This is a genomic window from Mycobacterium sp. IDUB_5 (assembly GCF_055419565.1).
In genome coordinates this window covers 368,104-390,496 of sequence record NZ_JBVAXX010000003.1, presented here as the reverse complement: position 1 = coordinate 390,496, position 22,393 = coordinate 368,104, and the positions used below count along the sequence as shown (strand labels likewise).

Here is a 22,393-nt window from a genome sequence, read left to right as displayed (position 1 = left end):
CCGTCGGTGAGCGACGACAGACACGCCGAAATCGCTAGCCGATGAGGACCGCGTAGCGGGGTTTGATCACTTCGTCGATGATCGTCAAGCGCTCGTCGAACGCGATGAACGCCGACTTCATCGCGTTGATGGTGAACCGTTCGAGATCGCTCCACCCGTAGCCGAACGCCTCCACCAGCCGGAGCATCTCCTGGCTCATCGTGGTGTCGCTCATCAACCTGTTGTCGGTGTTCACCGTCACCCGGAAGCGCAAGCGAGCCAGCCGGTCGAACGGATGCTCGGCGATGCTGTCGACTGCGCCGGTCTGCACATTGGAGCTCGGGCACATCTCGAACGGCACCCGCTTGTCACGAAGCAGAGACGCGAGCCGGCCCAACCGCGCGGTGCCGTCGGGATCGACGGTGATGTCGTCGACGATGCGCACCCCGTGGCCGAGCCGGTCCGCTCCGCAGAACGCGATGGCCTCGTGGATCGACGGCAACCCGAAAGCCTCGCCCGCGTGAATCGTGAAGCGCGCGTTGTTGCTTCGCATGTACTCGAACGCGTCGAGGTGACGGGTGGGCGGGTAGCCGGCTTCCGCGCCGGCGATGTCGAAGCCGACGACGCCCTGGTCCCGGAACCGGATCGCCAGTGCCGCGATCTCCCGCGAGCGCGCGGCGTGGCGCATCGCCGTGACCAGGCAGCGCACCACGATGGGGCGGCCCCCGGCAGCAGCCGCCTTCTCTCCGTCGGCGAAGCCGGCCAGCACCGCCTCGACGACCTCGTCGAGAGACAACCCGCCGTCGATGTGCAGTTCGGGGGCGAACCGGATCTCGGCGTAGACGACGTTGTCGTCGGCGAGGTCCTCCACGCATTCGAGGGCCACCCGATGCAGTGCCTGCGGGGTCTGCATCACGCCGACGGTGTGGGCGAACGGTTCCAGATAGCGCACCAGCGAGCCGCTGTGCGCGGCGGTGCGGAAAAACGTCGCCAGCGCCTCGGAGTCCTGCTCGGGCAGCTGGTCGTACCCGGTTTCCTCCGCCAGTTCGAGAACCGTCTGCGGCCGCAGCCCGCCGTCGAGATGATCGTGCAGCAGCGCCTTGGGCGCCTGCCGGATGTTCTCCAGCGTCAACGGTGTCGTCATCTGGCTCTCCTCACGTGATCCGGTCGATGATCAGCGGACGCGTGGGCGGCGCCTCGTCGCCCACGCGCCAGGCCCCGTCGAGTTCCGACAAGGCGGGCCCGAACCGCTCGGGGGTGTCGCTGTAGAGCGTGAACAGCGTCTCACCCGCGGCCACGGGTTCACCGGGCCGACGATGAATGCGCATTCCTGCGCCGAACTGCACCCGCTCGCCGGGTGCCGACCGGCCCGCGCCGAGCCGCCACACCGCGAGTCCCACGGCCATCGCGTCGATGTCCCCCATCGTGCCACTGCGCGAGGCGATCACGGTCTCGCTGTGAGCACCGATCGGCAACGGTGTCGCGAGGTCACCACCCTGCGCCGCGATCAACGCGCGGAACCGGTCCATCGCCGACCCGTCGCGCAGTGTCTGTGCCGGATCGACGGCGTCCAGACCGGCCGCGTCGCACATCTCCCGCGCCAACGCGACGGTCAACTCGACCACGTCCTCGGGTCCGCCGCCGGCGAGGACGTCCAACGACTCGGCCACCTCGACCGCGTTGCCGACCGTGCGTCCCAGCGGCACCTCCATGTCAGTCAGCAGCGCGCGGGTGGCCACCCCGTGCTCGCGGCCCAGGGCGACCATCGTCTCCGCCAATTCGCGCGACTCCGGTTCGGTGGCGAGGAACGCCCCGGAGCCGACCTTGGTGTCGAGCACCAGCGCTGCGGCGCCTTCGGCGATCTTCTTGCTCATCACCGAACTCGCGATCAGCGGAAGCGATTCGGTGGTGCCGGTGACGTCGCGCAGCGCGTAGATCTTGCGGTCGGCGGGCGCCAGCTCCCCGGCGGCGAAGATCGCCGCGCCGAGGTCCCGAAGTTGTTGGTGGATCTGCGGTTTGGTGATCTCCGCGGTGAACCCTGCGATCGACTCGAGCTTGTCCAGGGTGCCGCCGGTGTGCCCGAGACCCCGTCCCGCCGCCTGCGGGACCGCACCACCGCACGCCATCACCATCGGGACCAGGGGGATGGTGATCTTGTCCCCGACGCCGCCGGTGGAGTGCTTGTCGACGGTCGGGCGGCCGACGTCGGAGAAGTCGAACCGCTCCCCGGAGGCGACCATCGCCGCGGTCCAGCGAGCGATCTCGTGAGTCGACATGCCCTTCAGGAAGATCGCCATCAACAGCGCCGCCATCTGTCCGTCGGTGACGCGGTCGCGGGTGTAGGCGTCGATCACCCAGTCGATCGCGGCGTCGGAGAGGGTGTGGCCGTCGCGCTTGGTCCGAATGACGGTGGGCGCATCGAAACTCGATCCGAAAGTGTTCTGGGTCACTAGTTTTCCCCGATTTCCCCGGGCCTACGGGCCAGATCGTCGGGTCCGAATGCGTCGGGCAGCAGCTGGCGCAGCGGGCGCGGACCTGACGGATGGTCGACGAGCATGTCAGGGCCGCCGTGCTCGAGCAGCACCTGCCGGCAGCGCCCGCACGGCATCAACGTCGCGCCGTCGGGGCCCACGCAGGCCAGTGCGAGCAGGCGCCCACCACCGCCGGAAACCAGGGCGCAGACCACTGCGCACTCCGCACAGAGACCCAGGCCATATGAGACATTCTCCACATTGCACCCGGTCACTATTCGGTAATCGTCGACCAGTGCCGCGGCCCCGACCGGGAACCCCGAATAGGGCGCATAGGCGTGCCGAGCAACATCAATTGCACTGCGCCGCAACAACTCCCAATCAACATCGGCGCTCACATCAGGCCTTCCCAGCAGATTCTGAATCCATTCCGAACCCCCCGCCTCGTGACCAGCAGTATCAGATAGGCGACCCTAATAAACGCCCGTTTTCGAGGGCATACGGCCACAGGCTAGTTCGTTCGACAGTACAAAGGAGATTAGAGTCGCTGCGAGGTTCGGAGAACCAGCCGACGGGCACATCTCCGAGCATCCACCGATGGCGTTGGAGGGGTCAGATGAGTACGGCAACATCATCGGGCGACATTGCGGCACCACGCTCGCAGCCGTCGCGCCGACGAACCCTGTATCGCGGCGATCCCGCGATGTGGTCGTGGGTTCTGCATCGAATCTCCGGTGCCTCGATCTTCTTCTTTCTGTTCGTTCACGTGACGGACACCGCGCTGGTCCGGGTCAGCCCGCAGGCCTACAACGAGATCATCGAGACCTACAAGACGCCGATCATCGGCCTCATGGAGCTCGGCCTCGTCGCCGCCGTCCTCTACCACGCGCTCAACGGCATCCGCGTGATCCTGATCGACTTCTGGTCGGAGGGACCGCGCCATCAACGCAAGATGCTGTGGGTCGTCGCCGGAGTCTTCCTCACGGTGCTGATCGCGTCCGTGGGTGTGATCGGCATGCACATGGTGGAGAGGTTCTTCTAAATGGCCGAGAACCCGTACGACCACATCAGCGATCGCGGCGGCAGCGCGCCGGTCATGCAGCGCAGCCACGACCGGCCGGCCAGCCTCGACAATCCCCGGTCGCCGCGGCGCGCGGGCGGGATGCCCAACTTCGAGAAGTACGCCTGGCTGTTCATGCGCTTCTCCGGCCTGGTGCTCGTCTTCCTGGCGCTCGGCCACCTGTTCATCATGTTGATGTGGGACGGCGGCGTGTACCGCATCGACTTCAACTTCGTCGCGCAGCGCTGGTCCTCGCCGTTCTGGCAGACCTGGGACCTGCTGCTGCTCTGGCTCGCTCAGCTGCACGGCGGCAACGGCATGCGCACGATCATCGCCGACTACAGCCGCAAGGATTCGACCAAGTTCTGGCTGAACACCCTGCTGGCCCTGTCGATGGTGTTCGTGCTGGTGCTGGGCACCTACGTGCTGCTGACGTTCGACGCGTCCATCTCTTGATCGGGAGCTCACGATGATTCAAGAACACCGCTACGACGTCGTCATCGTCGGTGCCGGCGGCGCCGGCATGCGCGCCGCCGTCGAGGCCGGCCCGCGCGTGCGCACCGCCGTGCTGACAAAGCTGTATCCGACGCGCTCGCACACCGGCGCGGCCCAGGGCGGAATGTGCGCCGCGCTGGCGAATGTCGAAGAGGACAACTGGGAGTGGCACACCTTCGACACCGTCAAGGGCGGCGACTACCTCGCCGACCAGGATGCTGTCGAGATCATGGCCAAGGAGGCCATCGATGCGGTGCTCGACCTCGAGAAGATGGGGATGCCGTTCAACCGCACCCCCGAGGGCCGCATCGATCAGCGCCGCTTCGGCGGCCACACCCGCGATCACGGTAAAGCCCCGGTGCGCCGGGCCTGCTATGCCGCCGACCGCACCGGCCACATGATCCTGCAGACGCTGTACCAAAACTGCGTCAAGCACGACGTCGAGTTCTTCAACGAGTTCTACGCCCTCGACATCGCGATGACCGAGACCCCGTCGGGTCCGGTCGCCACCGGCGTCATCGCCTACGAACTCGCAACCGGAGACATCCACGTCTTCCACGCCAAGGCGATCGTGTTCGCCACCGGCGGGTCGGGCCGGATGTACAAGACCACGTCCAATGCGCACACGCTGACCGGCGACGGCCTGGGCATCGTCTTCCGCAAGGGACTTCCCCTGGAGGACATGGAGTTCCACCAGTTCCACCCGACGGGCCTGGCCGGTCTGGGCATCCTGATCTCCGAGGCCGTGCGCGGCGAGGGCGGCCGGCTGCTCAACGGTGAGGGCGAACGGTTCATGGAGCGCTATGCGCCCACGATCGTCGACCTGGCGCCCCGCGACATCGTCGCCCGCTCCATGGTTCTCGAGGTGCTCGAGGGTCGCGGCGCCGGACCGAACAAGGACTACGTCTACATCGACGTGCGCCACCTCGGCGAGGACGTGCTCGAGGCCAAGCTGCCCGACATCACCGAGTTCGCCCGCACCTACCTGGGCGTCGACCCGGTGAAGGAACTGGTGCCCGTCTACCCGACCTGTCACTACGTCATGGGCGGCATCCCCACCACCGTCAACGGGCAGGTGCTCTCGGACAACACCACCGTCGTGCCGGGTCTGTACGCCGCCGGTGAATGCGCATGCGTCTCGGTGCACGGCGCCAACCGGCTGGGCACCAACTCGCTGCTCGACATCAACGTCTTCGGTCGCCGTGCCGGCATCGCCGCCGCGAATTACGCACTGGGACATGACTTCGTCGACCTGCCGGAGAAGCCCGCCGACATGGTGGTCGGCTGGGTCGGCGACATCCTCTCCGAGCACGGCAACGAGCGCGTCGCCGACATCCGGGGTGCGCTGCAGCAGTCGATGGACAACAACGCCGCGGTGTTCCGTACCGAGGAGACCCTCAAGCAGGCGCTGACCGACATTCACGCGCTCAAGGAGCGCTACGCCCGAATCACGGTGCAGGACAAGGGCAAGCGCTACAACAGCGATCTGCTCGAGGCCATCGAGCTCGGCTTCCTGCTGGAGCTGGCGGAGGTCACCGTGGTCGGCGCGCTCAACCGCAAGGAGTCCCGCGGCGGACACGCCCGCGAGGACTACCCGAACCGCGACGACACCAACTACATGCGTCACACCATGGCCTACAAGGACGGCAAGGACCTGCTGTCGGACATCCGCCTGGACTACAAGCCGGTGGTGCAGACGCGGTACGAGCCGATGGAACGGAAGTACTGAGATGAGTGCACCAGTTCTGGACAAGCAAGACACTCCCCCCGTGCCCGAGGGCGCGGTGATGGTGACGCTGAAGATCGCCCGGTTCAACCCGGAAGCACCCGATGACGCAGGCTGGCAGAGCTTCCGCGTACCGTGCCTGCCCAGCGACCGGCTGCTGAACCTGCTGCACTACGTGAAGTGGTACCTCGACGGGACGTTGACGTTCCGCCGGTCCTGCGCGCACGGGGTGTGCGGGTCGGACGCCATGCGCATCAACGGCGTGAATCGGTTGGCGTGCAAGGTGCTGATGCGCGACATGCTGCCGAAGAACCCGAACAAGGCGCTGACCATCACGATCGAGCCGATCCGCGGGTTGCCCGTGGAGAAGGACCTCGTCGTCGACATGGAGCCGTTCTTCGACGCATACCGGGCGATCAAGCCGTACCTGATCACCTCGGGCAATCAGCCCACCCGCGAGCGGATTCAGAGCCAGACCGACCGGGCGCGTTACGACGACACCACCAAGTGCATCCTGTGCGCCTGCTGCACCACCAGCTGCCCGGTGTACTGGAGCGAGGGGTCCTACTTCGGCCCGGCGGCGATCGTCAACGCCCACCGGTTCATCTTCGACAGCCGTGACGAGGGGGCCGCCGAACGGCTGGACATCCTCAACGACGTGGACGGGGTGTGGCGCTGCCGCACCACGTTCAACTGCACCGAGGCGTGTCCGCGTGGCATCGAGGTCACGAAGGCGATCCAGGAGGTCAAGCGCGCGTTGATGTTCGCGCGCTGACGAAGGCGAGCGAGGGACGAGCCCGACGAGGAAGCGCGCCATCTAATTTGGCGCGCTGACACTCTCAGCGACCTGCTCGTCGTAGTAGCGCAGGATCACCGCGACGGCCGCGGCCACCGGCACCGCCAGGAACGCGCCGATCACCCCGAATGTCGACGCGCCCAGCGTCACCGCGAGCAGCACGATCACCGCGTGCAGCTTCATCGACTTCGACTGCAGCCACGGCTGCAGCACGTTCCCCTCGAGCTGCTGCACCGCGACGATGATGCCCAGCACGATCAGCGCATTGACCGGACCATTGGCCACCAGCGCGACGAGCACTGCCAACCCGCCCGCGACGAACGCGCCGACGATCGGTACGAAGCCGCCGATGAACGTCAGGATCGCCAGCGCGTAGGCCAGCGGGACGCCGAGGATCACCAGGCCGATGCCGATCAGCACCGCGTCGACGAGGCTGACCAGCGCCTGGGTCCTGATGAACCCGCCGAGGGTGGCCCAGACGCGTTGGAGCACCTCGGCCAGGTGCGGGGCCGCGGGCATGCCCGCGACGCGCCGCAGCCACGGCAGGAACCCCGGCCCGTCCTTGAGGAAGAAGAACGCGACGACGATCGCGGTGAACACCGTGACCAGCGCCGACGTCGCGGCACCGACACCGGTGAACAGTCCGGCCGCGATCTTGGCGCTGCTGGAGTTGAGCGTGTCGTTGATTGCGTCGACCGCTGAGTTCAGTTGGGCGTCACTGATGTTCAGTGGCGGTCCGCCGAGCCAGTCGCGCACCTCGACGACGCCGGCGGTGGCCTGTTCAGCCAGCTCGCCCGCCTGGTTCACGATCGCCGGCGTGACGGCGGCGATGACCCCGGCCAGCACGGCGACGGCCGCGACGAGAACCAGCAGCGCCGCGGGAGCCGGCGGCAGCCCCTTGCCGCGCAACCAGCGCACCGGCGGCCACAGCACCGTGCACAGGATCAGCGCCAGCGCGACCGGCAGCAGGATCACCCACGTCTTGCCGATCACCCACGAGAGCACCCACAGCGCCGCTGCGACCGCGACGAGACGCAGCGACGCACTCGCCAATGACTGGAGATGCCTGTTGTACAGCTGGCCGCGGTCCACCCGCCCTTTCTACCCATCGGCGCGGAATTCACCGCCATCGGCGAGCCAGGAAGTCACGGATCAGCGCTGTCACCGCGGCGAGGTCGCTCTCCAGCAGGAAGTGGCCGCCGTCGCGCAGGTGGATCTCGGCGTCGACAGCGTCCTCGGCGAAGGCCCGGGCCCCGTCGGGTCCGAAGAACGGATCCTTGTCGCCCCACACCGCGAGCACCGGCACGGCGCTGGTGCGCAGATAGTCGTGCAGCTTGGGGTAGAGGCGGGGATTGCTCGCGTAGTCCTTGAACAGAGCCAGCTGGATCGCGTCGTTGCCGGGCCGGGACAGCAGCGCGTGGTCATGATGCCAGGTGTCGGGGCTGACGACGCTCGGGTCGGGCACGCCCGCCACGTATTGCATCCGCGTCGCCTCGAACGACAGGAACTCTCGTAGCTTGTCCGCCGTCGCGGGTGTCTGCTCGCGCTGGTAATCCCAGACCGCCGTCCAGCCCTCTGGGACGAAGCCCGCGTCGTAGCCGTTCCCGTTCTGCGTGATGATCGCGGCGATGGCCTGTGGGTCGCGCAGAGCCAGCCGCCAGCCGACCGGGGCGCCGTAGTCCTGCACGTACATGGCGTACGTGGTGATCGCGAGCTGGTCGAGCAGGCCGGCGGTCAGCTCGGCCAGCGCGTCGAAGGTGTAGTCGAACTCGTCGGCCGGCGGCGCGTCGGAGTAACCGAAGCCGAGATAGTCCGGCGCGATCACGTGATAGCGGTCGGCCAGTTCACCGATCAGGTCGCGGAACATGAACGAGCTGGTGGGAAACCCGTGCAGCAGCACGATCACCGGCGAGCCCGGCGTGCCTGCCTCGCGGTAGAAGATCTGGCGACCGGCGACGGTGGCGTAGCGATGATGCACGACATTCACGGTATAACTCCTAAAATTGCTTTTACTGGTTATTCCTAGTGAACCCTCGGAGGTGTAACCTGTCAATAGCATTTAGGAGGTTAGTCATGGAGCTTCCGGTCGCGGGGCCCGACGACGAGACACTGCTGCTCGATCTCGTGAACACCACCCCGGTCATCGACGGCGTGCCCACCGACCTCCTGACGTCGGAGTGGCTTGCCGAGCACGACATCGAGCCGTCCGAGCTCTCCGGCCTCGTCGCTGCGCGGGACGTGCTGCAGGCGGTGGTCCGTGGTGAGCGATCGCCGGCGGCGTTGCTGCAGCTTCTCGACGGCGTTGCGCTGCAGCCCGTCGCGACCGACGGCGGCATCGACTGGCAGTTCACGAGCGTCGACGCCGCAGCCCGGGCCGTGATCGCGTGGGACACGCTGCGGATCACCAACCCTGGGCGTCTGCGGCCGTGCGCCAATGACGAATGCCAGCTGTTCCTGCTGGATCGCAGCAAGCCGAACACCGCGCGGTGGTGCTCGATGGCGATCTGCGGAAATCGCATGAAGGCCCGGCGGCACTATCGGCGCACTCACCCCGACTGAGTCGGGCATGCTTCTCAGGTGCTGATGCTGAGCCAGGTCGTCGGGGCCGTGGTCCGCGGTCCCGACGGGACACCGGTGGGTCGCGTTGCCGACCTGACGGTCAGCCTGGCCGATCCGAATCCGCTGCCGCTGATCGACCGCGTGCTGATCCGGCGCTCTCGCGCGAGCGATGCGCTGCTGCCGTGGTCGGCGGTGTCGGCGGCCCACGGCATGCTGTCGCTCATCGACGAGCCGGCCCAGTTCGCGATCGGTTCGCTGTCCGCGGCGCTCGACGACGACGAAATCCTTGTGCGGCGCGATGTTCTCGACACCCAGGTGGTGGACATCGGTGAGCAGCGGCTGGCCCGGGTCGCCGACGTGGTCCTGGCCCGCACCCCCGACGGACACATGGAGGTCGTCGGAGTCGAGGTCGGGTTTGGCGCCGTGCTGCGGCGGCTGGGTCTGCGTCGGCTGGCAGCCCGAGCGGGACGAGACGCAGTCGCGTGGAGCGATCTGCATCTGACCTCCGATCGCGGCCATGCCGTGCAACTCGCCACTCCGCGCTCGGCAGTGCACCACCTCGACGCGCGCGCGCTCGCCGCGCTGGTCAGCCGACTGGACACGGGCGCGGCGACCGACGTTCTCGCCACCCGGAATCCGTATGTGGCCGCCGAGGTCGTCCGTGCCGGACCTGCCGAGGTGGGCGAGCGAGTACTGCGGGCACTGCCCGACACGACCGCCGTCAAGATCGTCGCCGCGATGCCCGCCGAGCACGCCCGCACGTGGCGCCGCCGCCTCGCCCGCCCCCGCGCCCGGCGGTTCCTGCGGTCGCACGTCTGGCCGCGTCGCACGTGAAGCGCCGGAAAGGGATCGCCCTCGGTGGTCTGTTCGCGGTCGCCGGCCCGGGACTTCTGGCGGGCCTCTCCGACGATGATCCTGCGGGCATCACGACCTACTCGGTGCTGGGCGCCGAGCACGGCTACCAACTGTTGTGGGTGCTGTTGTTGTCGACAGTCGCGCTGGTGATGTTCCACGGTCTGGCCGCACGCATGGGAGTGGTGACCGGCCAGGGCCTGATCGGCCTGGTACGCCAGCGCTACGGCGTCCGGGTCGGCGGCACCGTGCTGATCGCGCTGGTGATCGCCAACATCGGCACCATCTGTGCCGAATTCGCAGGTATCGCAGCAGGTTTCGAACTCTTCGGGATCAGCCGCTACATCAGCGTGCCGGCCACCGCGGTGATCGTGTCGATGGTGGTGCTGCGCGGCAGTTTTCATCGCGTGGAGCACGTGCTGCTTGCGTTGTCGACGGTGTTTCTCGCCTACATCGCTTCGGGGGTGCTGGCGCGGCCCGACTGGGGTGCGGCGGCCAGGGGGCTCGTGGTGCCGAGCATGCCGACCGACAGCGCGACGATTGCGATCGTCACGGCGACTGTCGGAACGACCCTGGCGCCCTGGGGGCTGTCGTTCATCCAGTCCTACGCCGTCGACAAGAAGTTGCGCACCGAGGATCTGGTGTTCGAGCGCATCGACGTGGTGACCGGAGCGATACTGACCGGCGTCATCGGCTTCTTCGTCGTGGTGGCCTGCGCCGCGACACTGCACCGCGACGGCCGGTCGATCAGAGACGCCGCCGACGCCGCCATGGCGCTGCAGCCTCTCGCAGGCGACACGGCGGCCACACTGTTCGCCGTCGGCCTGATCTGTGCGGCACTGCTCGCCGCCTCGGTGCTCCCGCTGTCGACGGCGTACTCCGTGTGTGAGTACGCCGGAGTCGAAGCGGCCCTCGACGATCCGGTCGGCGAGGCGCGGACGTTCTACGTCTCGTTCGGGCTGGTGAGCGCACTGGGCGCGACGGTGGTTCTCATCCCTGGCGCGCCGCTGGTGACCATCCTGGTCGGCACGCAGGTGCTCAACGCGGTGCTGCTGATACCGCTGCTGATCGCGATGATCGGCACGGGCCGCGACCGGGATCTGATGGGCGAGTTCGCCATCGGCCGGACGGCGACCATCGCCTACGGCGTGACGACCGCGGTGGTGCTGATGTGTGTGGCCGTGCTGGCGGTGGTGTCGGTCACTGGGTGAGCCGAGTCTCGCCGATCGGACCCATCCGACCCGGGGGCGGTGACGAATTCACCGTATGCCGAATGAACTGGTTGTCCTGGTCGACGACGACGGCCGTCGCCTCGGGTCCGCGCCCAAGGCGCAGGTGCACCACGAGTCAACGCCGCTGCACCTGGCGTTCTCCTGCTACCTCTTCGACGAGTCCGGCAACGTGCTGATGACCCGTCGGGCGCTGCACAAGCGCACCTTCGCCGGCATCTGGACCAACTCCTGCTGCGGCCACCCCGCCCCTGACGAGTCGATGACCGACGCCGTGCACCGCCGCGTGCGTGAAGAACTGGGCGTCGGCATCGCCGAGCTGACCTGCGTGCTGCCCGACTTCCGCTACTACGCCGTGGCCGCCGACGGTGTCGCCGAGAACGAGCTCTGCCCGGTCTACTGCGGACGCGTCGACGGACCCGTGCACGCCGACCCGGAGGAAGTCATGGACTACCGGTGGGTGCCCTGGGAGCACGCCCGCACCGCCGCCGGCCTGGGCTGGGCGATCAGCCCGTGGGCCGCCGAGCAGATCCCGCTGCTGGACAACGCCGGCGTCCCGCGGGGCCGTTAACCCCTGGTCTGGAACAGACGCTCGGCGTACGCCAGATCGTCGCGCCACAGCCTGGCCGCCGCGCGCCGCATCAGCGGCCGCAACAGCGGGCCGGCCACCAGCCCCTTGCCGAAGTGGGGGCGATCCGAGTGCGCGATCACGGCCTCCACCACCGCGGTCCTCGGCCGCCCGTCGGGGCCTGGCCCGAGAGGTGTCGCGTGGGTCTCCACGACGCTGCCCTGCCCCTCGCCCTCGATGATGCGCATCGTGACCGTGCGCGGACCCGGCGTGGTGAACTCCGCGATGACGGGGACGCCGAGACGTCCGATGCGGAACGTGACGTCGACGACGAACCGGTCGAGCGACTCGGGCAGATCATCCTCGGCCGGCGGGGCACTGAGCACCTTGAGCTGGGTGAACGAATACGGGTGGAACCACGCGCCGTGCCAGGGGTCGAGCCGGTTGGCCACGACGTCGGCCGGTTCGCAGACGCCCTCGAGCCGCGTCACGGCGGCCAGCGCCGGATCGCCGGGGCGCGGCATCGGCGGCGGTGTGTCAGACAGTGGCGACGTCGCCGGGTCGACGGCGTCGTCGAAGCGCACCCAGCACAGCACCCCGTCGTCGTAGGACGCGTACGGCTTCCACGTCCCGTGCCTGCGTTCGCCGAGCCGCAGCCCGTGCCACGGGCACACCAGCGTGCCGCACTCCACCGGCGCGGTCGCCAGATCGGCGCCGAGGTGCGGGCACGCCCGGGGCGCGACCAGCAGAGCACCGTCGGCCCCGCGCCACGCGACGATCTCGCGACCGGCGACGGTGGTGCCCAGCGCCGAGGACGTCAGCGTCGAACTCTCCGCGAACGCGAACCAATTGCCGCCCGCCTTGCGCTGAGCCCGGCGCAGCGCGGCCGAGATCAGCGCCGGGTTGGCATCAGCGTAGGTCGGGGTCTGACCCGCCCAGTCGAGCGCCGGGAGCACCTCGAACGGCCATGCGGCAGCGACCCTTTGGCGCCAGCCCTTGTCCTCGCTCATCGGGCCGCACCCGCGCTGGCCAGCCGGCGCAACACGCCGGAGCGTCCGTGGTTGGGCACCGTGTGCAGGGGATGGCCGGCCAGCCCGAAGCCGCCCAGCAGCTCGTTTGCGGCCGTCCAGCCCGTCGTCGCGGCCCGCTCCATCAGGGCAACCGGCAAATCGATGCGAATACCGTCTCCTGCCAGCATGATTCGCGGATCCGGTGTGCGGACTCCCGGCCGGTCGGCGAAGTCGCCCGGAGCGAAGCGCGGACAATCGTCGCGGCGCAGGAGCCGCTCGTCGACAATCGAGGCAGTCACCGTCTCAGGGTAGAGCTCCTGCATGCGTGCGATCAGCGCATCGCGCACCGTGTTCATTGATTCGGCGGCCACCGGTTCTGTGACCGAGTAGGCGTGCAGTTCCACGACCGATCCCCCGGTCCGCGCCGCCCATCGCGCGGCCTCCCGCTCGTAGCGTTCCACCACGCTGACATTGTCCAACGGTTCGCGTCCCCCCGTCCCGACGAAGGCGGCGCGGTCCGGGCGCACCGGACGGTCCAGCCACAGCCGCAGCACCACGAACGGTGGTGCGGTGCCCATCGCCGCGACCCGCTGCCGCCACGACACATCCCCCAACCCGGGTGACGCCGCGACGATACGCTGCAGACCGGCGACGTCGGTGGCGAGGACCACGCCGTCGGCGTCGAGGACGTCACCGCCTGCGGTCCGCACCGTCACAGCGTCCGCGGCCGTCACGGCGTCGACGGTCTCCCCCGTGTGGAACACCACGCCGCGTCCCGCAAGGTAGTCGCGCAGCGGATTCCACAGAGCCACATCGAAATTGGCGTTCGCGACGTCGAAGATGAGACCTTCGCTGGAGCCCAGGAAATAGATGTGGAACATCGTGACCAGTTCCCCGGCCGACAGCGCCTCGGGCCGGGCAAAGAAACTGCGGGCGAAGACCTCGAACGCGAGGTGACGCGCCGCGTCGGGAAAGTTGATGTCGCGCAGAAATGTCTGCGCATCCCGATGGTCGAGCTGTCTATACGTATCGGGTACGGACACCGCCGCGAGCGGCGCAGCCGCCTTCGCGTCGATGCGCACGAGGTCGCGCAACCGAAAGGTGGGGCTGCGCAACGCGAACGCCAATGCATTCAGCGGCGGCGTCTGCGGCAACCCGCGGAACGTGTCCTGCCGACCGGAGCCGTCGATCAGCGGGTAGTCGGAGACCGGTGTCAGCGCCGACAGAGCCGGATCGCCACGCCTCAGCAGCGCACGCAGGTTGTAGTACTGCCGGAAGAACGCGTGGAAGCCGCGGTTCATCCCGGTCTGCGACCCGTCGGCCAGCGTCTCGGTCCACCCGCCCACGCGACCACCGAGATAGGCCTGACGCTCGATGACGTCGACGGCGACACCGCGTTCGGCCAGGCCGGTCGCCGCCGCCAGGCCAGCGATCCCGCCGCCCACCACGACCACGCGGGGACGGGCGTCGTCACCGGTGATCGCGGGACGCCCGGGGCGGGCGGGCCAGGTCTGCCGGCGACGATCAGTCACCGATCACACGCTCCCGTGCCGGGCACGGGCCACCCATGACTTGCCCAGGCCGGCCGCGGCGACGACCGCGCGCCGCGGCTTACCCACGGTGGCGCGCCGGCCGAAGATGTCGAAGTCTGACGCCTCGATGCGGTCGAGGATCTCCGAGTACAGCGTCGACGCGGCCGCCACGCAGGGTCGCGAGGCGTGAGCGAGCTTGCCGATTCCCGGTTGGGCCTCGTCGTAGGTCTTACGGGTGATGGCGTGCTGTTCGGCCAGCGCGGCACGCAGCCGGGGCTCGGTGCGCCGGTTGGCCTGGCACCACAGCAACAGATCCCGATCCACGCCGTGGGCGGCCAGCTCGTCGGCGGGTAGGTACACCCGACCCCGGTGCAGGTCCTCGTCGACGTCGCGCAGGAAGTTGGTCAGCTGGAACGCCTTTCCCAACGCGGCGGCATACGGAGCGGCCTCGTCGCGCGGGACGACGGTGCCCAGGATCGGCAGCATCTGCAACCCGATCACTTCGGCCGAGCCGTACATGTACTTCTCCAGCGAGGCACGGTCCGGATAGTCGGTCACCGTGAGATCCATCCGCATCGACGCGAGGAAGTCATCGAACAGATCCCAGCCGATGTCGTATTTGCGCGCGGTGTGCACCACCGCCGCCAGCACCGGGTCGTCGCCGCAGGGCTGGTTCTCGACCAGGGCGTTGAACAGCCGCGTCGACAGCAGCTGCAATTGCTCGGCACGCTGATCGACGGTGCGCGGATCGTCGAGGTCGTCGAGGATGTCGTCAGCGAAGCGGGCGAAGCCGTAGAGCGCGTGCACGGCAGGCCGCTGTCGCGGCGCCAGCAGCCGGGTGGCCAGGAAGAAGGTCTTGCCGTAGCGGGCATTCAGGCTGCGGCACTGCCGGTAGGCGTCGCGTAGCGACGGGTCCCGAACACCCGCCGCGTCGAGCTCGGTGTGGATCATGAGCGGTTGACCTCCGAGGTGGGGTGGCTGGCGTGCACGCCGGTGATGCGATCGGCGGCAAGCCGTCCTGACAGGATCGCGGTCGGCACGCCGACCCCGGGGACAGTGGAGGAACCTGCGAGCACGACGTTGTCGACGCCGCGGACGGTGTTGGCCGGCCGGAACGGCCCGGTCTGAGAGAACGTGTGCGCCAACGCGAACGGGCTACCGGCGGCCATGCCCTGCCGACCCCAGTCGGCCGGGGTCACGACGTGGAGCACCTCGGCATCGTCGGCGACACCCGGCGCGCGCTTGCGGACCGCGTCGATCATGTCGTCGACGTAGCCCGGCCCCACAGTGTCCCAATCCACCACGCCCACATCGGTGTTCGGTGCGGGCGCAAGCACATACAGCAAGTCGCGACCGGCCGGGGCCAGCGACGGGTCGCTGGCCGTCGGACGAGTCACCAACAGCGACGGGTCTCGCATGGTGCGGCCGTCGTCGATGATGTCGCGGAACGTCTGATGCCAGGCGTCGCCGAACAGGATCGTGTGGTGCCCGGCGGCCTCTCCGACCGCCTCGCAACCGACGTGCGCGACGACGGCCGACGGGGCGGCCCGCAGCTTCACCGGACGACGCGGCGTGCGACGCACGAGACGGTAGGTGTCGGGCAGCTCGGTGGTGAGCACCACGGCGTCGGCCGGCACCCGGACCCCCTCGGCCGTGCGGACCGCGGTGACCCGGGAGCCGCTGAACTCGAGCTCGGAAACCGTTGCGTTGTAGATGAATTCGACACCAGCGTGCGACGCTGCCGCAGCCATCGCGTCGGGCAGCGCCCGGACCCCGCCCTGCGGGAAATACACACCGGCCACCGTGTCCATGTAGGCGATCACCGCGTACGCGGCGAGCGCGCTCTGTGGCGGCACGCCCGCATACAGAGCCTGGAAGGTGAACACCCGCAACAGCCGTTCGTCGGTGATGTGGCGGCGCACCATGCGCTCCCAGCCGCGGAAGCCGCCGAGAGCGGCGAGGCGGGCGAGCTGCGGCGTCACCAGCGACAGCGGCGAGTCGAAGTTCGCCCCGATGAAGCCGTCGAACTCGGTGCGGTACAGCCGGGTCAGCCAATCCCGAAGTCGCAGATAGCCGTCGGCCTGCTCGCGGCCGGCGAAGCGCTCCACCTCGGCGGCCATCGCCGCGGCGTCGGTGTGCACGTGCACCGCGCTGCCGTCGGCGAAGCGCGCCTCGTAGGCCGGATCGACCCGTTCCATCGGCAACCGCGCGGCCAGCGAGTCACCGACAGCGGCGAACGCGTCGTCGATGATGTCAGGCATGGTCAACACCGTGGGACCGGTGTCGATCTTGTAGCCGCGGATGTCCTCGCGGCCCACCCGCCCGCCCGGGTGGGCGCCGCGCTCGACGACGGTGACAGCCCGGCCGCGGCCGGCCAGCTGCAGTGCGGCAGAGAGCCCCGACAGTCCGGCTCCGACGATGACGACGCGGTCGGTGCGCCCGGCGACGGTGCGCATCACGCCGCCCGCTGGGTGCAGGCGACGGCCATGTCGGCCAGCGCGGCTCGGGCGAAATCGGGCAGCTCGACCGCGTCGAGGTGGTCCAGTGCCAGGCTGTGCCGATCGGCGATGAGCTCCTCGATCCACTCCACGGCACCGCTGGCTGCGATCAGGTTGCGCCAGTGCTCGGCGGCCTCGGCATCGATGTGCGAGCGGTTCATCAGATCGAACAGCTGATCGCGCAGTGGCGGCTCAGCCAGCTGGTAGGCGGCGATGATGACGCTGGTGGCCTTGCGTTCCTCCATGTCGGTGCCTGCCGACTTCCCGGTCAGCGACGGGGTGCCGAACACTCCGAGGAGATCGTCACGCAGTTGGAACGCTTCGCCGATGGCGGCGCCGTAGGCCGACAGCGCGTCGACGACGTCGTCGTCACACCCGGCCATCACCGCGCCGATCTCCAGCGGCCTGCGCACGGTGTAGTTCCCTGACTTTCGACGCAGCACGTCGAGGACCTCCTCGAGGGTGGGCAGAGCATGTGAACTGTTCACCAGGTCGGCGAACTGACCGATCGCCAACTCGGTACGCATGTCGTCGTAGTGGGGCCACACCCGATCCAGCGCGTGCTGCCCGACGCCGCTGCGGCGCAGCATCTGCTCGGCCCACACCAGGCACAGATCGCCCAGCAGGATCGCCGCGGATTCGCCGAACCGATCGGACGACCCCGCCAGCCCGCGCTCGCGGTGCCACCGGCTGAACGAAACATGCGCGGCAGGCCGGGCGCGGCGCAGCGGCGAGCAATCCATGACGTCGTCCTGGATCAGCGCGAACGCGTGCAGCAGTTCCAGGCTCGCCGAGGCGCGCATCGCGGCTGGGTGTTCATGCTCGTCCCCGTGGCCTCCGCACAGCCACCCGATGTACATGAACGTCGACCGCACGTACTTGCCGCCGTCGAGGAAGTCGGCGAGCAGACCGCCGGCGATGTCGACGTTCGCCGCCGCCAGGCGGCCAACGCACTCGGATCGCACGAACTCGGCAAGATGGCCGCGCACCGACTCACGAACACTGTCACGCCAGGCGTCGAGCCGATCGGCCGGTCGTGCGCCCGACATCACCAGGCGAGAGCCCGTCCACTTGCCATCTCTCAAGCTGACCCCTCCTGGTGCACGCCCTGATCGACCCGCGTCACCACCCATTCGTAGCGCCGTCGGCTCCGGATTGGTCGGCATCGCGGCGAGCGACAGTGGCGCCCGCCACATCTCCGACCGAAGCTACTCGACCCTCACTACAGCGACCCTGAAGACGACGCTGAATCACCCGTACCCGTTCCAAAGCCAAGCACGTATAGGCGGCGAGATCACCCGGAATTCGGATCGGACGTCGAACCCCACACCACCTGGCGGCACGCCCAACTGATTCCGAAGCTGTGAGGTAGCTGAATCGACGGAATCAGTCGATAGTGATCGAGTTCACAACTGATTCCAAGCAGGAGGCGCGATGACCAGCGTGGAAAGCAAAGGACTCAAAGGCGGGGCGCTCGGTCTTGTCTCGAGCATCGTGGTCGGGATGGCCTCCACGGCTCCCGCTTACAGCCTGGCCGCCACGCTGGGCCTCATCATCGCCAGCGGCGGAGCCATCCTCTCCGGGGTCAAGGCGCCGGCCATCGTGCTGATCTCCTTCATCCCGATGTATCTGATCGCGGTGGCGTATCAGGAGTTGAACAAGGCCGAACCCGACTGCGGAACGACCTTCACCTGGGCCTCGCGCGCCTTCGGTCCGGTCATCGGATGGCTCGGCGGCTGGGGCATCATCGCCGCCGACGTCATCGTGATGGCCAACCTCGCCCAGATCGCGGGGGCCTACTCCTTCACCTTCGCCGGAGATCTGGGCTGGGACGCTGCGGCCACGCTGTCAGACAGCACGTTCTGGTCCACCGTGGCCGGCGTCATCTGGACCGCCGTGATGACCTACATCTGCTACCGCGGCATCGAGGTGTCGGCGAGGCTGCAATACGCACTGCTGGCCATCGAAGTGGTGGTCCTGATCGGGTTGTCCATCGTGGCGCTGGTCAAGGTGTACACCCGAACCGCGGAAAGCTACTCGCTGATGCCGTCGCTGTCCTGGTTCTGGCCCGGCGGGCTGGACTTCAGCACCGTCATCGCGCCTGCGGTCCTGACCACGATCTTCATCTACTGGGGCTGGGACACCGCGGTCGCCTGCAACGAGGAGTCCGACGATCCCGGTCGCACCCCAGGCCGGGCTGCGGTGATCTCCACCTTTCTGCTGCTGGCCACCTACGCACTCGTCAGCGTCGCGGCCGTCGCCTTCGCGGGGGTCGGAACCGAGGGTGTCGGGCTGGGCAATCCGGACAACTCCGCCGACGTGTTCGCCGCGATCGGGCCGGACCTGTTCGGCGACAGCACGCTCGGCCACATCGGCATGCTGCTGCTGTCCGCGTCGATCCTGACCTCGGCCTCGGCGTCGACCCAGACCACGATCCTCCCCACGGCACGCACCACGCTGTCGATGGGCGTCTACCGCGCACTGCCCGAATCGTTCGCCAAGATCCACCGGCGCTACCTGACCCCGACCACGTCGACGATCGCGATGGGTGTCGTCTCCGCCGTGTTCTACGTCCTGTTCACCGTCATCAGCACCAACCTGCTGACCGCGCTGATCGGCTCGGTGGGTCTGATGATCGCCTTCTACTACGGGCTCACCGGCTTCGCGTGCGTGTGGTTCTACCGAAAGACGTTGACCCGCAACACACGTGACCTGGTCATGCGCGGCGTGGTCCCGCTGCTGGGCGGCATCGTGCTCACCGTCGTCTTCGTCTACGGCCTGCTGCAGTACGCCAAACCCGACTGGCTCACCGACGACGACGGCAACAACGTCACGATCTTCGGCGTCGGGGCAGTCGCGGTGGTGGGTATCGGCGCGCTGATCCTCGGCCTGGTGTTGATGATCGTCTGGCGGATCGCGTCGCCGGACTTCTTCGCCGGCCGGACGCTGCCCCGGCGCAGCCACGACCTCGTGCTCGAGACCGTGCCGGATCAAGAGGCGGCCGTGCCGCACTTCGGCCTGCCCGACGCCGGCGACATGCCGACCGTCATCGCCCGCGACCTGTCCAACCTGCCGCCGGGTGAGCGCGCGATCGACCCGCGCACCGGCGAGGAATTCACCAAAGGCTGATATTCACACAGGTTTCACGCACTGTCCTGCCAGCAAGCTGACAGGACCGTATATTTCCGCCCATGGCGATCACGGAGGAACCGGCGACACCCGCTGTCGGCGGGAAGGGTCTACAGGCAGGCGCCCTCGGCCTCGTCGGCAACGTCGTGATCGGCCTGGCCGCGGTGGCGCCCGCCTACAGCCTGGCGGCCACGCTCGGCTACGTGGTTCTCGAAGTCGGCGAGAAAGCCCCGTCGATGTTCGTGCTCGCGTTCCTGCCGATGCTGCTGGTCGCGTTCGCCTACAAGGAACTCTCCCAGGACACCCCGGATTGCGGGACGACGTTCACCTGGGGCACCAAGGCATTCGGACCGTGGATCGGCTGGATCGGCGGGTGGGGCCTCGCGGTGTCGGCGATCATCGTGCTGGCCAACGTCGCCGAGGTCGCCGCGATCTACCTCTACAACTTCCTCGGCCTGGACTCGCTGGCCGACAATCCCGTCGCCACGGTCTCGCTGGGCTGCTTCTTCATCATCTCGATGACGCTGATCTCGGCGCGGGGCATCGTCGTCAGCGAGCGGGTGCAGAACGTCCTGATCGTCATCCAATTCGGGGTGCTGATCGTGGTCAGCGTCATCGCACTGGTCCGGGTGTTCTCGGGCAACGCAGGGGCCCAAGCGATCACGCCGCAGTGGTCCTGGCTGTGGCCCAGCGGACTCGACGTGTCGTCGATCGCGGCGGCGGTGATCCTCTGCATCTTCATCTACTGGGGGTGGGACGCCTGCCTGGCCGTCGGCGAGGAGACCAAGGATCCCGGAAAGACCCCGGGCATCGCCGCGGTGATCACCACGCTGATCCTGGTGTGCACCTACGTTCTGGTGGCCTACGCGCTGCAGTCCTTCGCAGGCTTCGGTGAGGTCGGGATCGGGCTGAACAATCCCAACAACACCGACGACGTGCTGACCGTGCTCGGTGAACCGGTGGCCGGCGCCGTCGCCGCGTCTGCGCTGCTGCTGACGGTGTCGGTCTCGGCGCTGTCCTCGACGCAGACCACGATCCTGCCGACGGCCCGCGGCACCCTGTCGATGGCTGTCTACGAAGCGATTCCGCAACGGTTCGCGAACGTGCATCCGCGCTACATGACGCCGGCGTTCGGCACCATCGTGATGGGCGTGTCCGCGCTGTTCTTCTATCTGCTCCTGAAGGTGTTGTCGGAGAACGCACTCGCCGATTCGGTCGCGTCGCTGGGACTTGCCGTGGCGTTCTACTACGGGATCACCGCGTTCGCCTGCGTGTGGTACTTCCGCGGCACACTGTTCACCTCGATGCGAAACCTGTTCTTCCGCGGCGTCTTTCCACTCCTCGGCGGCCTCGCGATGGCTGCCGCGTTCGTCATCAGCGCCAAGGACATGATCTCCCCCGACTACGGTTACACCGCATTCGGCCCGATCGGCGGCGTGTTCGTGCTCGGCATCGGCATGCTGGTGCTCGGCGTGCCGCTGATGCTGGCCTGCTTCGCCTTCGGCACCAAGAGGTTCTTCCGCGGCGAGACGCTCAATGCCCGCACCGAAGTCAAGGTTCCCGACGTCTTCTAAGGACTCACCATGCACCTGACCGTGGGCTATCTCGCCACGCCGACCGGCGACGATGGCGTCGCACTGGCCAGCGCTCTCGCCACGACGTTCGGCGCGACCGTCGACGTCGTGCTCGTCGTGCGCGAAGAACTGCCCGACGGCCACCCGGGTCGGCAGGAATACCAACGCCTGCTGCTCGAGCGGGGCGAGGAGTGGGTGGGGCGGGCAGTGGCCGCGTTGGCCCGCGACGGTGTCGAGGCGAACTCGTCGGTGATCGTGGGAGAGTCGTTCGCGCAGACGCTGATCGACGTCGCCGAGGAGAAGTCGTCGGACCTGATCGTGGTCGGCGGGGCACGTGACGGGTTCTTCGGCCGGCACACCATCGGTCCGGTCACCGGCGCGCTGCTGCACTCTTCACCGCTGCCGGTGGCGCTCGCGCCGCGCGGTTATGCCGAAGACCCCGACGACAACTTCGCCGCGATCACCGCGGCCGTGCCCACCCGACCCGGTGACGACAACCCGTTGCCGTTCGCGATCACGCTCGCCAGCGCGGCGGGCCTGCGGATTCGGATGCTGTCCCTGGTGTCGGCAGAAAACCTCGCCGAGGCGGGCAGCGCACGCGAGGTTCGCCAGCTTCAGGTCGCGGCGGCCGAGGAGAACCAGGCCGTTGCCGCGCGGGCGCTGCCCGACGCACCGGACATCGAATCGCTGGTGGCCGACGGCATGACGCTGGAGTCGGCGTTGAAGAAGCTCACATGGGACGACGGCGACCTGCTCGTGGTCGGCTCGTCGCGCTTCGCCGCTCCGCGCCGCATCTTCCTCGGGTCGACGGCCGCGCGGATCCTCGCCGGGGTGGACGTGCCGGTGATCGTGGTGCCCCGTGACGGGTAGCGGCCGCGCCTACCGCTCGGCGTCGGATGCTGCCGCCGCTGCACG

Annotated in this window: 21 protein-coding genes; 11 read left to right on the top strand and 10 right to left on the bottom strand. The window is 68.2% G+C overall.

All coding sequences use genetic code 11. From position 1 onward, the window contains the following. Nucleotides 1–34 precede the first annotated feature (34 nt). The 3 genes from ACZY1G_RS11200 to ACZY1G_RS11190 are packed head-to-tail and all read right to left on the bottom strand — an operon-like array spanning nt 35 to nt 2,848. Nucleotides 35–1,123 carry an adenosine deaminase gene (locus ACZY1G_RS11200; RefSeq protein WP_463814331.1) on the bottom strand — a complete coding sequence of 363 codons (1,089 nt, stop codon included), beginning with the start codon at nt 1,121–1,123 and terminating at the stop codon, nt 35–37. Between the two features lie 10 nt (nt 1,124–1,133). Continuing rightward, the gene (locus ACZY1G_RS11195) at nt 1,134–2,429 is read right to left on the bottom strand and encodes a thymidine phosphorylase (protein ID WP_463814330.1); all 1,296 of its coding nucleotides are present in this window, start codon (nt 2,427–2,429) and stop codon (nt 1,134–1,136) included. Then, nucleotides 2,429–2,848, bottom strand: a complete 420-nt coding sequence (locus ACZY1G_RS11190; protein ID WP_463814329.1) for a cytidine deaminase — start codon at nt 2,846–2,848, stop codon at nt 2,429–2,431. The genes ACZY1G_RS11195 and ACZY1G_RS11190 overlap by 1 nt, the downstream gene beginning before the upstream one ends. Before the next feature lie 218 nt (nt 2,849–3,066). On the opposite strand from ACZY1G_RS11190, the gene sdhC reads away from it, so the two are divergent. The 4 genes from sdhC to ACZY1G_RS11170 are packed head-to-tail and all read left to right on the top strand — an operon-like array spanning nt 3,067 to nt 6,506. After that, a complete protein-coding gene (gene sdhC / locus ACZY1G_RS11185; RefSeq protein WP_335333221.1) occupies nt 3,067–3,492 on the top strand; it encodes a succinate dehydrogenase, cytochrome b556 subunit in 426 nt (141 codons plus the stop codon). Continuing rightward, nucleotides 3,493–3,966, top strand: a complete 474-nt coding sequence (locus tag ACZY1G_RS11180) for a succinate dehydrogenase hydrophobic membrane anchor subunit (protein WP_463814328.1) — start codon at nt 3,493–3,495, stop codon at nt 3,964–3,966. It abuts the gene before it with no gap. Nucleotides 3,967–3,979: 13 nt separating this feature from the next. Then, nucleotides 3,980–5,734 carry a succinate dehydrogenase flavoprotein subunit gene (sdhA, locus tag ACZY1G_RS11175; RefSeq protein WP_463814327.1) on the top strand — a complete coding sequence of 585 codons (1,755 nt, stop codon included), beginning with the start codon at nt 3,980–3,982 and terminating at the stop codon, nt 5,732–5,734. A 1-nt stretch (nt 5,735) separates the two neighbouring features. Continuing rightward, nucleotides 5,736–6,506, top strand: coding sequence for a succinate dehydrogenase iron-sulfur subunit (locus ACZY1G_RS11170; RefSeq protein WP_463814326.1), 771 nt, complete (start codon nt 5,736–5,738; stop codon nt 6,504–6,506). Nucleotides 6,507–6,548: 42 nt separating this feature from the next. Here ACZY1G_RS11170 and ACZY1G_RS11165 read toward each other — a convergent pair whose 3' ends face one another. Together ACZY1G_RS11165 and ACZY1G_RS11160 are read right to left on the bottom strand one after the other, a co-directional pair. Beyond that, the gene (locus ACZY1G_RS11165) at nt 6,549–7,619 is read right to left on the bottom strand and encodes an AI-2E family transporter (protein ID WP_463822390.1); all 1,071 of its coding nucleotides are present in this window, start codon (nt 7,617–7,619) and stop codon (nt 6,549–6,551) included. Between the two features lie 28 nt (nt 7,620–7,647). Further along, nucleotides 7,648–8,514 carry an alpha/beta fold hydrolase gene (locus ACZY1G_RS11160; protein ID WP_463822389.1) on the bottom strand — a complete coding sequence of 289 codons (867 nt, stop codon included), beginning with the start codon at nt 8,512–8,514 and terminating at the stop codon, nt 7,648–7,650. Between the two features lie 86 nt (nt 8,515–8,600). Between ACZY1G_RS11160 and ACZY1G_RS11155 the strand changes: the two genes are divergently transcribed. Genes ACZY1G_RS11155 through idi form a run of 4 tightly spaced genes read left to right on the top strand, consistent with a single transcriptional unit; the run spans nt 8,601 to nt 11,738 of the window. Continuing rightward, nucleotides 8,601–9,086 carry a CGNR zinc finger domain-containing protein gene (locus tag ACZY1G_RS11155; protein WP_463822388.1) on the top strand — a complete coding sequence of 162 codons (486 nt, stop codon included), beginning with the start codon at nt 8,601–8,603 and terminating at the stop codon, nt 9,084–9,086. 24 nt (nt 9,087–9,110) lie between these two features. Next, nucleotides 9,111–9,920, top strand: coding sequence for a magnesium transporter (locus tag ACZY1G_RS11150; protein WP_463814870.1), 810 nt, complete (start codon nt 9,111–9,113; stop codon nt 9,918–9,920). Further along, a complete protein-coding gene (locus ACZY1G_RS11145; RefSeq protein ID WP_463822387.1) occupies nt 9,917–11,149 on the top strand; it encodes an NRAMP family divalent metal transporter in 1,233 nt (410 codons plus the stop codon). Before ACZY1G_RS11150 ends, ACZY1G_RS11145 begins: the two co-directional genes overlap by 4 nt. A gap of 55 nt (nt 11,150–11,204) precedes the next feature. Then, the gene (gene idi / locus ACZY1G_RS11140; RefSeq protein ID WP_463822386.1) at nt 11,205–11,738 is read left to right on the top strand and encodes an isopentenyl-diphosphate Delta-isomerase; all 534 of its coding nucleotides are present in this window, start codon (nt 11,205–11,207) and stop codon (nt 11,736–11,738) included. Here idi and ACZY1G_RS11135 read toward each other — a convergent pair. Genes ACZY1G_RS11135 through ACZY1G_RS11115 form a run of 5 tightly spaced genes read right to left on the bottom strand, consistent with a single transcriptional unit; the run spans nt 11,735 to nt 17,824 of the window. Then, nucleotides 11,735–12,745 (bottom strand): DUF5914 domain-containing protein, encoded by a 1,011-nt coding sequence (locus ACZY1G_RS11135; protein WP_463822385.1) that lies wholly within the window; start codon nt 12,743–12,745, stop codon nt 11,735–11,737. The two genes, idi and ACZY1G_RS11135, sit on opposite strands and share 4 nt — an antisense overlap. Further along, the gene (locus ACZY1G_RS11130) at nt 12,742–14,277 is read right to left on the bottom strand and encodes an FAD-dependent oxidoreductase (protein WP_463814319.1); all 1,536 of its coding nucleotides are present in this window, start codon (nt 14,275–14,277) and stop codon (nt 12,742–12,744) included. The genes ACZY1G_RS11135 and ACZY1G_RS11130 overlap by 4 nt, the downstream gene beginning before the upstream one ends. A gap of 3 nt (nt 14,278–14,280) precedes the next feature. Next, nucleotides 14,281–15,228 (bottom strand): phytoene/squalene synthase family protein, encoded by a 948-nt coding sequence (locus ACZY1G_RS11125; RefSeq protein ID WP_463814318.1) that lies wholly within the window; start codon nt 15,226–15,228, stop codon nt 14,281–14,283. Next, nucleotides 15,225–16,733 (bottom strand): phytoene desaturase family protein, encoded by a 1,509-nt coding sequence (crtI, locus tag ACZY1G_RS11120; RefSeq protein WP_463814317.1) that lies wholly within the window; start codon nt 16,731–16,733, stop codon nt 15,225–15,227. Before crtI ends, ACZY1G_RS11125 begins: the two co-directional genes overlap by 4 nt. Continuing rightward, nucleotides 16,733–17,824: a polyprenyl synthetase family protein gene (locus tag ACZY1G_RS11115; RefSeq protein WP_463822612.1), complete on the bottom strand. Its 1,092-nt coding sequence runs from the start codon at nt 17,822–17,824 to the stop codon at nt 16,733–16,735. Before ACZY1G_RS11115 ends, crtI begins: the two co-directional genes overlap by 1 nt. A gap of 385 nt (nt 17,825–18,209) precedes the next feature. Here ACZY1G_RS11115 and ACZY1G_RS11110 point away from each other — a divergent pair, with 385 nt between their 5' ends. The 3 genes from ACZY1G_RS11110 (at nt 18,210) to ACZY1G_RS11100 (ending at nt 22,348) form a co-directional block, all read left to right on the top strand. Continuing rightward, entirely contained in the window at nt 18,210–19,904 is a 1,695-nt protein-coding gene (locus tag ACZY1G_RS11110; protein ID WP_463822384.1) for an APC family permease, read from the top strand. A 62-nt stretch (nt 19,905–19,966) separates the two neighbouring features. Beyond that, a complete protein-coding gene (locus ACZY1G_RS11105) occupies nt 19,967–21,478 on the top strand; it encodes an APC family permease (RefSeq protein WP_463822383.1) in 1,512 nt (503 codons plus the stop codon). Nucleotides 21,479–21,487: 9 nt separating this feature from the next. After that, nucleotides 21,488–22,348 (top strand): universal stress protein, encoded by an 861-nt coding sequence (locus tag ACZY1G_RS11100; protein ID WP_463822382.1) that lies wholly within the window; start codon nt 21,488–21,490, stop codon nt 22,346–22,348. The last annotated feature ends 45 nt before the right edge of the window (nt 22,349–22,393 follow it).

Coding starts and splice junctions, on each gene's coding strand:
- ACZY1G_RS11200 (WP_463814331.1), bottom strand. CDS start 1,123: ATGACGACACCGTTGACGCTGGAGAACATCCGGCAGGCGCCCAAGGCG.
- sdhC (WP_335333221.1), top strand. CDS start 3,067: ATGAGTACGGCAACATCATCGGGCGACATTGCGGCACCACGCTCGCAG.
- ACZY1G_RS11180 (WP_463814328.1), top strand. CDS start 3,493: ATGGCCGAGAACCCGTACGACCACATCAGCGATCGCGGCGGCAGCGCG.
- sdhA (WP_463814327.1), top strand. CDS start 3,980: ATGATTCAAGAACACCGCTACGACGTCGTCATCGTCGGTGCCGGCGGC.
- ACZY1G_RS11170 (WP_463814326.1), top strand. CDS start 5,736: ATGAGTGCACCAGTTCTGGACAAGCAAGACACTCCCCCCGTGCCCGAG.
- ACZY1G_RS11155 (WP_463822388.1), top strand. CDS start 8,601: ATGGAGCTTCCGGTCGCGGGGCCCGACGACGAGACACTGCTGCTCGAT.
- ACZY1G_RS11150 (WP_463814870.1), top strand. CDS start 9,111: ATGCTGAGCCAGGTCGTCGGGGCCGTGGTCCGCGGTCCCGACGGGACA.
- idi (WP_463822386.1), top strand. CDS start 11,205: ATGCCGAATGAACTGGTTGTCCTGGTCGACGACGACGGCCGTCGCCTC.
- ACZY1G_RS11135 (WP_463822385.1), bottom strand. CDS start 12,745: ATGAGCGAGGACAAGGGCTGGCGCCAAAGGGTCGCTGCCGCATGGCCG.
- ACZY1G_RS11125 (WP_463814318.1), bottom strand. CDS start 15,228: ATGATCCACACCGAGCTCGACGCGGCGGGTGTTCGGGACCCGTCGCTA.
- crtI (WP_463814317.1), bottom strand. CDS start 16,733: ATGCGCACCGTCGCCGGGCGCACCGACCGCGTCGTCATCGTCGGAGCC.
- ACZY1G_RS11115 (WP_463822612.1), bottom strand. CDS start 17,824: ATGTCGGGCGCACGACCGGCCGATCGGCTCGACGCCTGGCGTGACAGT.
- ACZY1G_RS11110 (WP_463822384.1), top strand. CDS start 18,210: ATGACCAGCGTGGAAAGCAAAGGACTCAAAGGCGGGGCGCTCGGTCTT.
- ACZY1G_RS11105 (WP_463822383.1), top strand. CDS start 19,967: ATGGCGATCACGGAGGAACCGGCGACACCCGCTGTCGGCGGGAAGGGT.
- ACZY1G_RS11100 (WP_463822382.1), top strand. CDS start 21,488: ATGCACCTGACCGTGGGCTATCTCGCCACGCCGACCGGCGACGATGGC.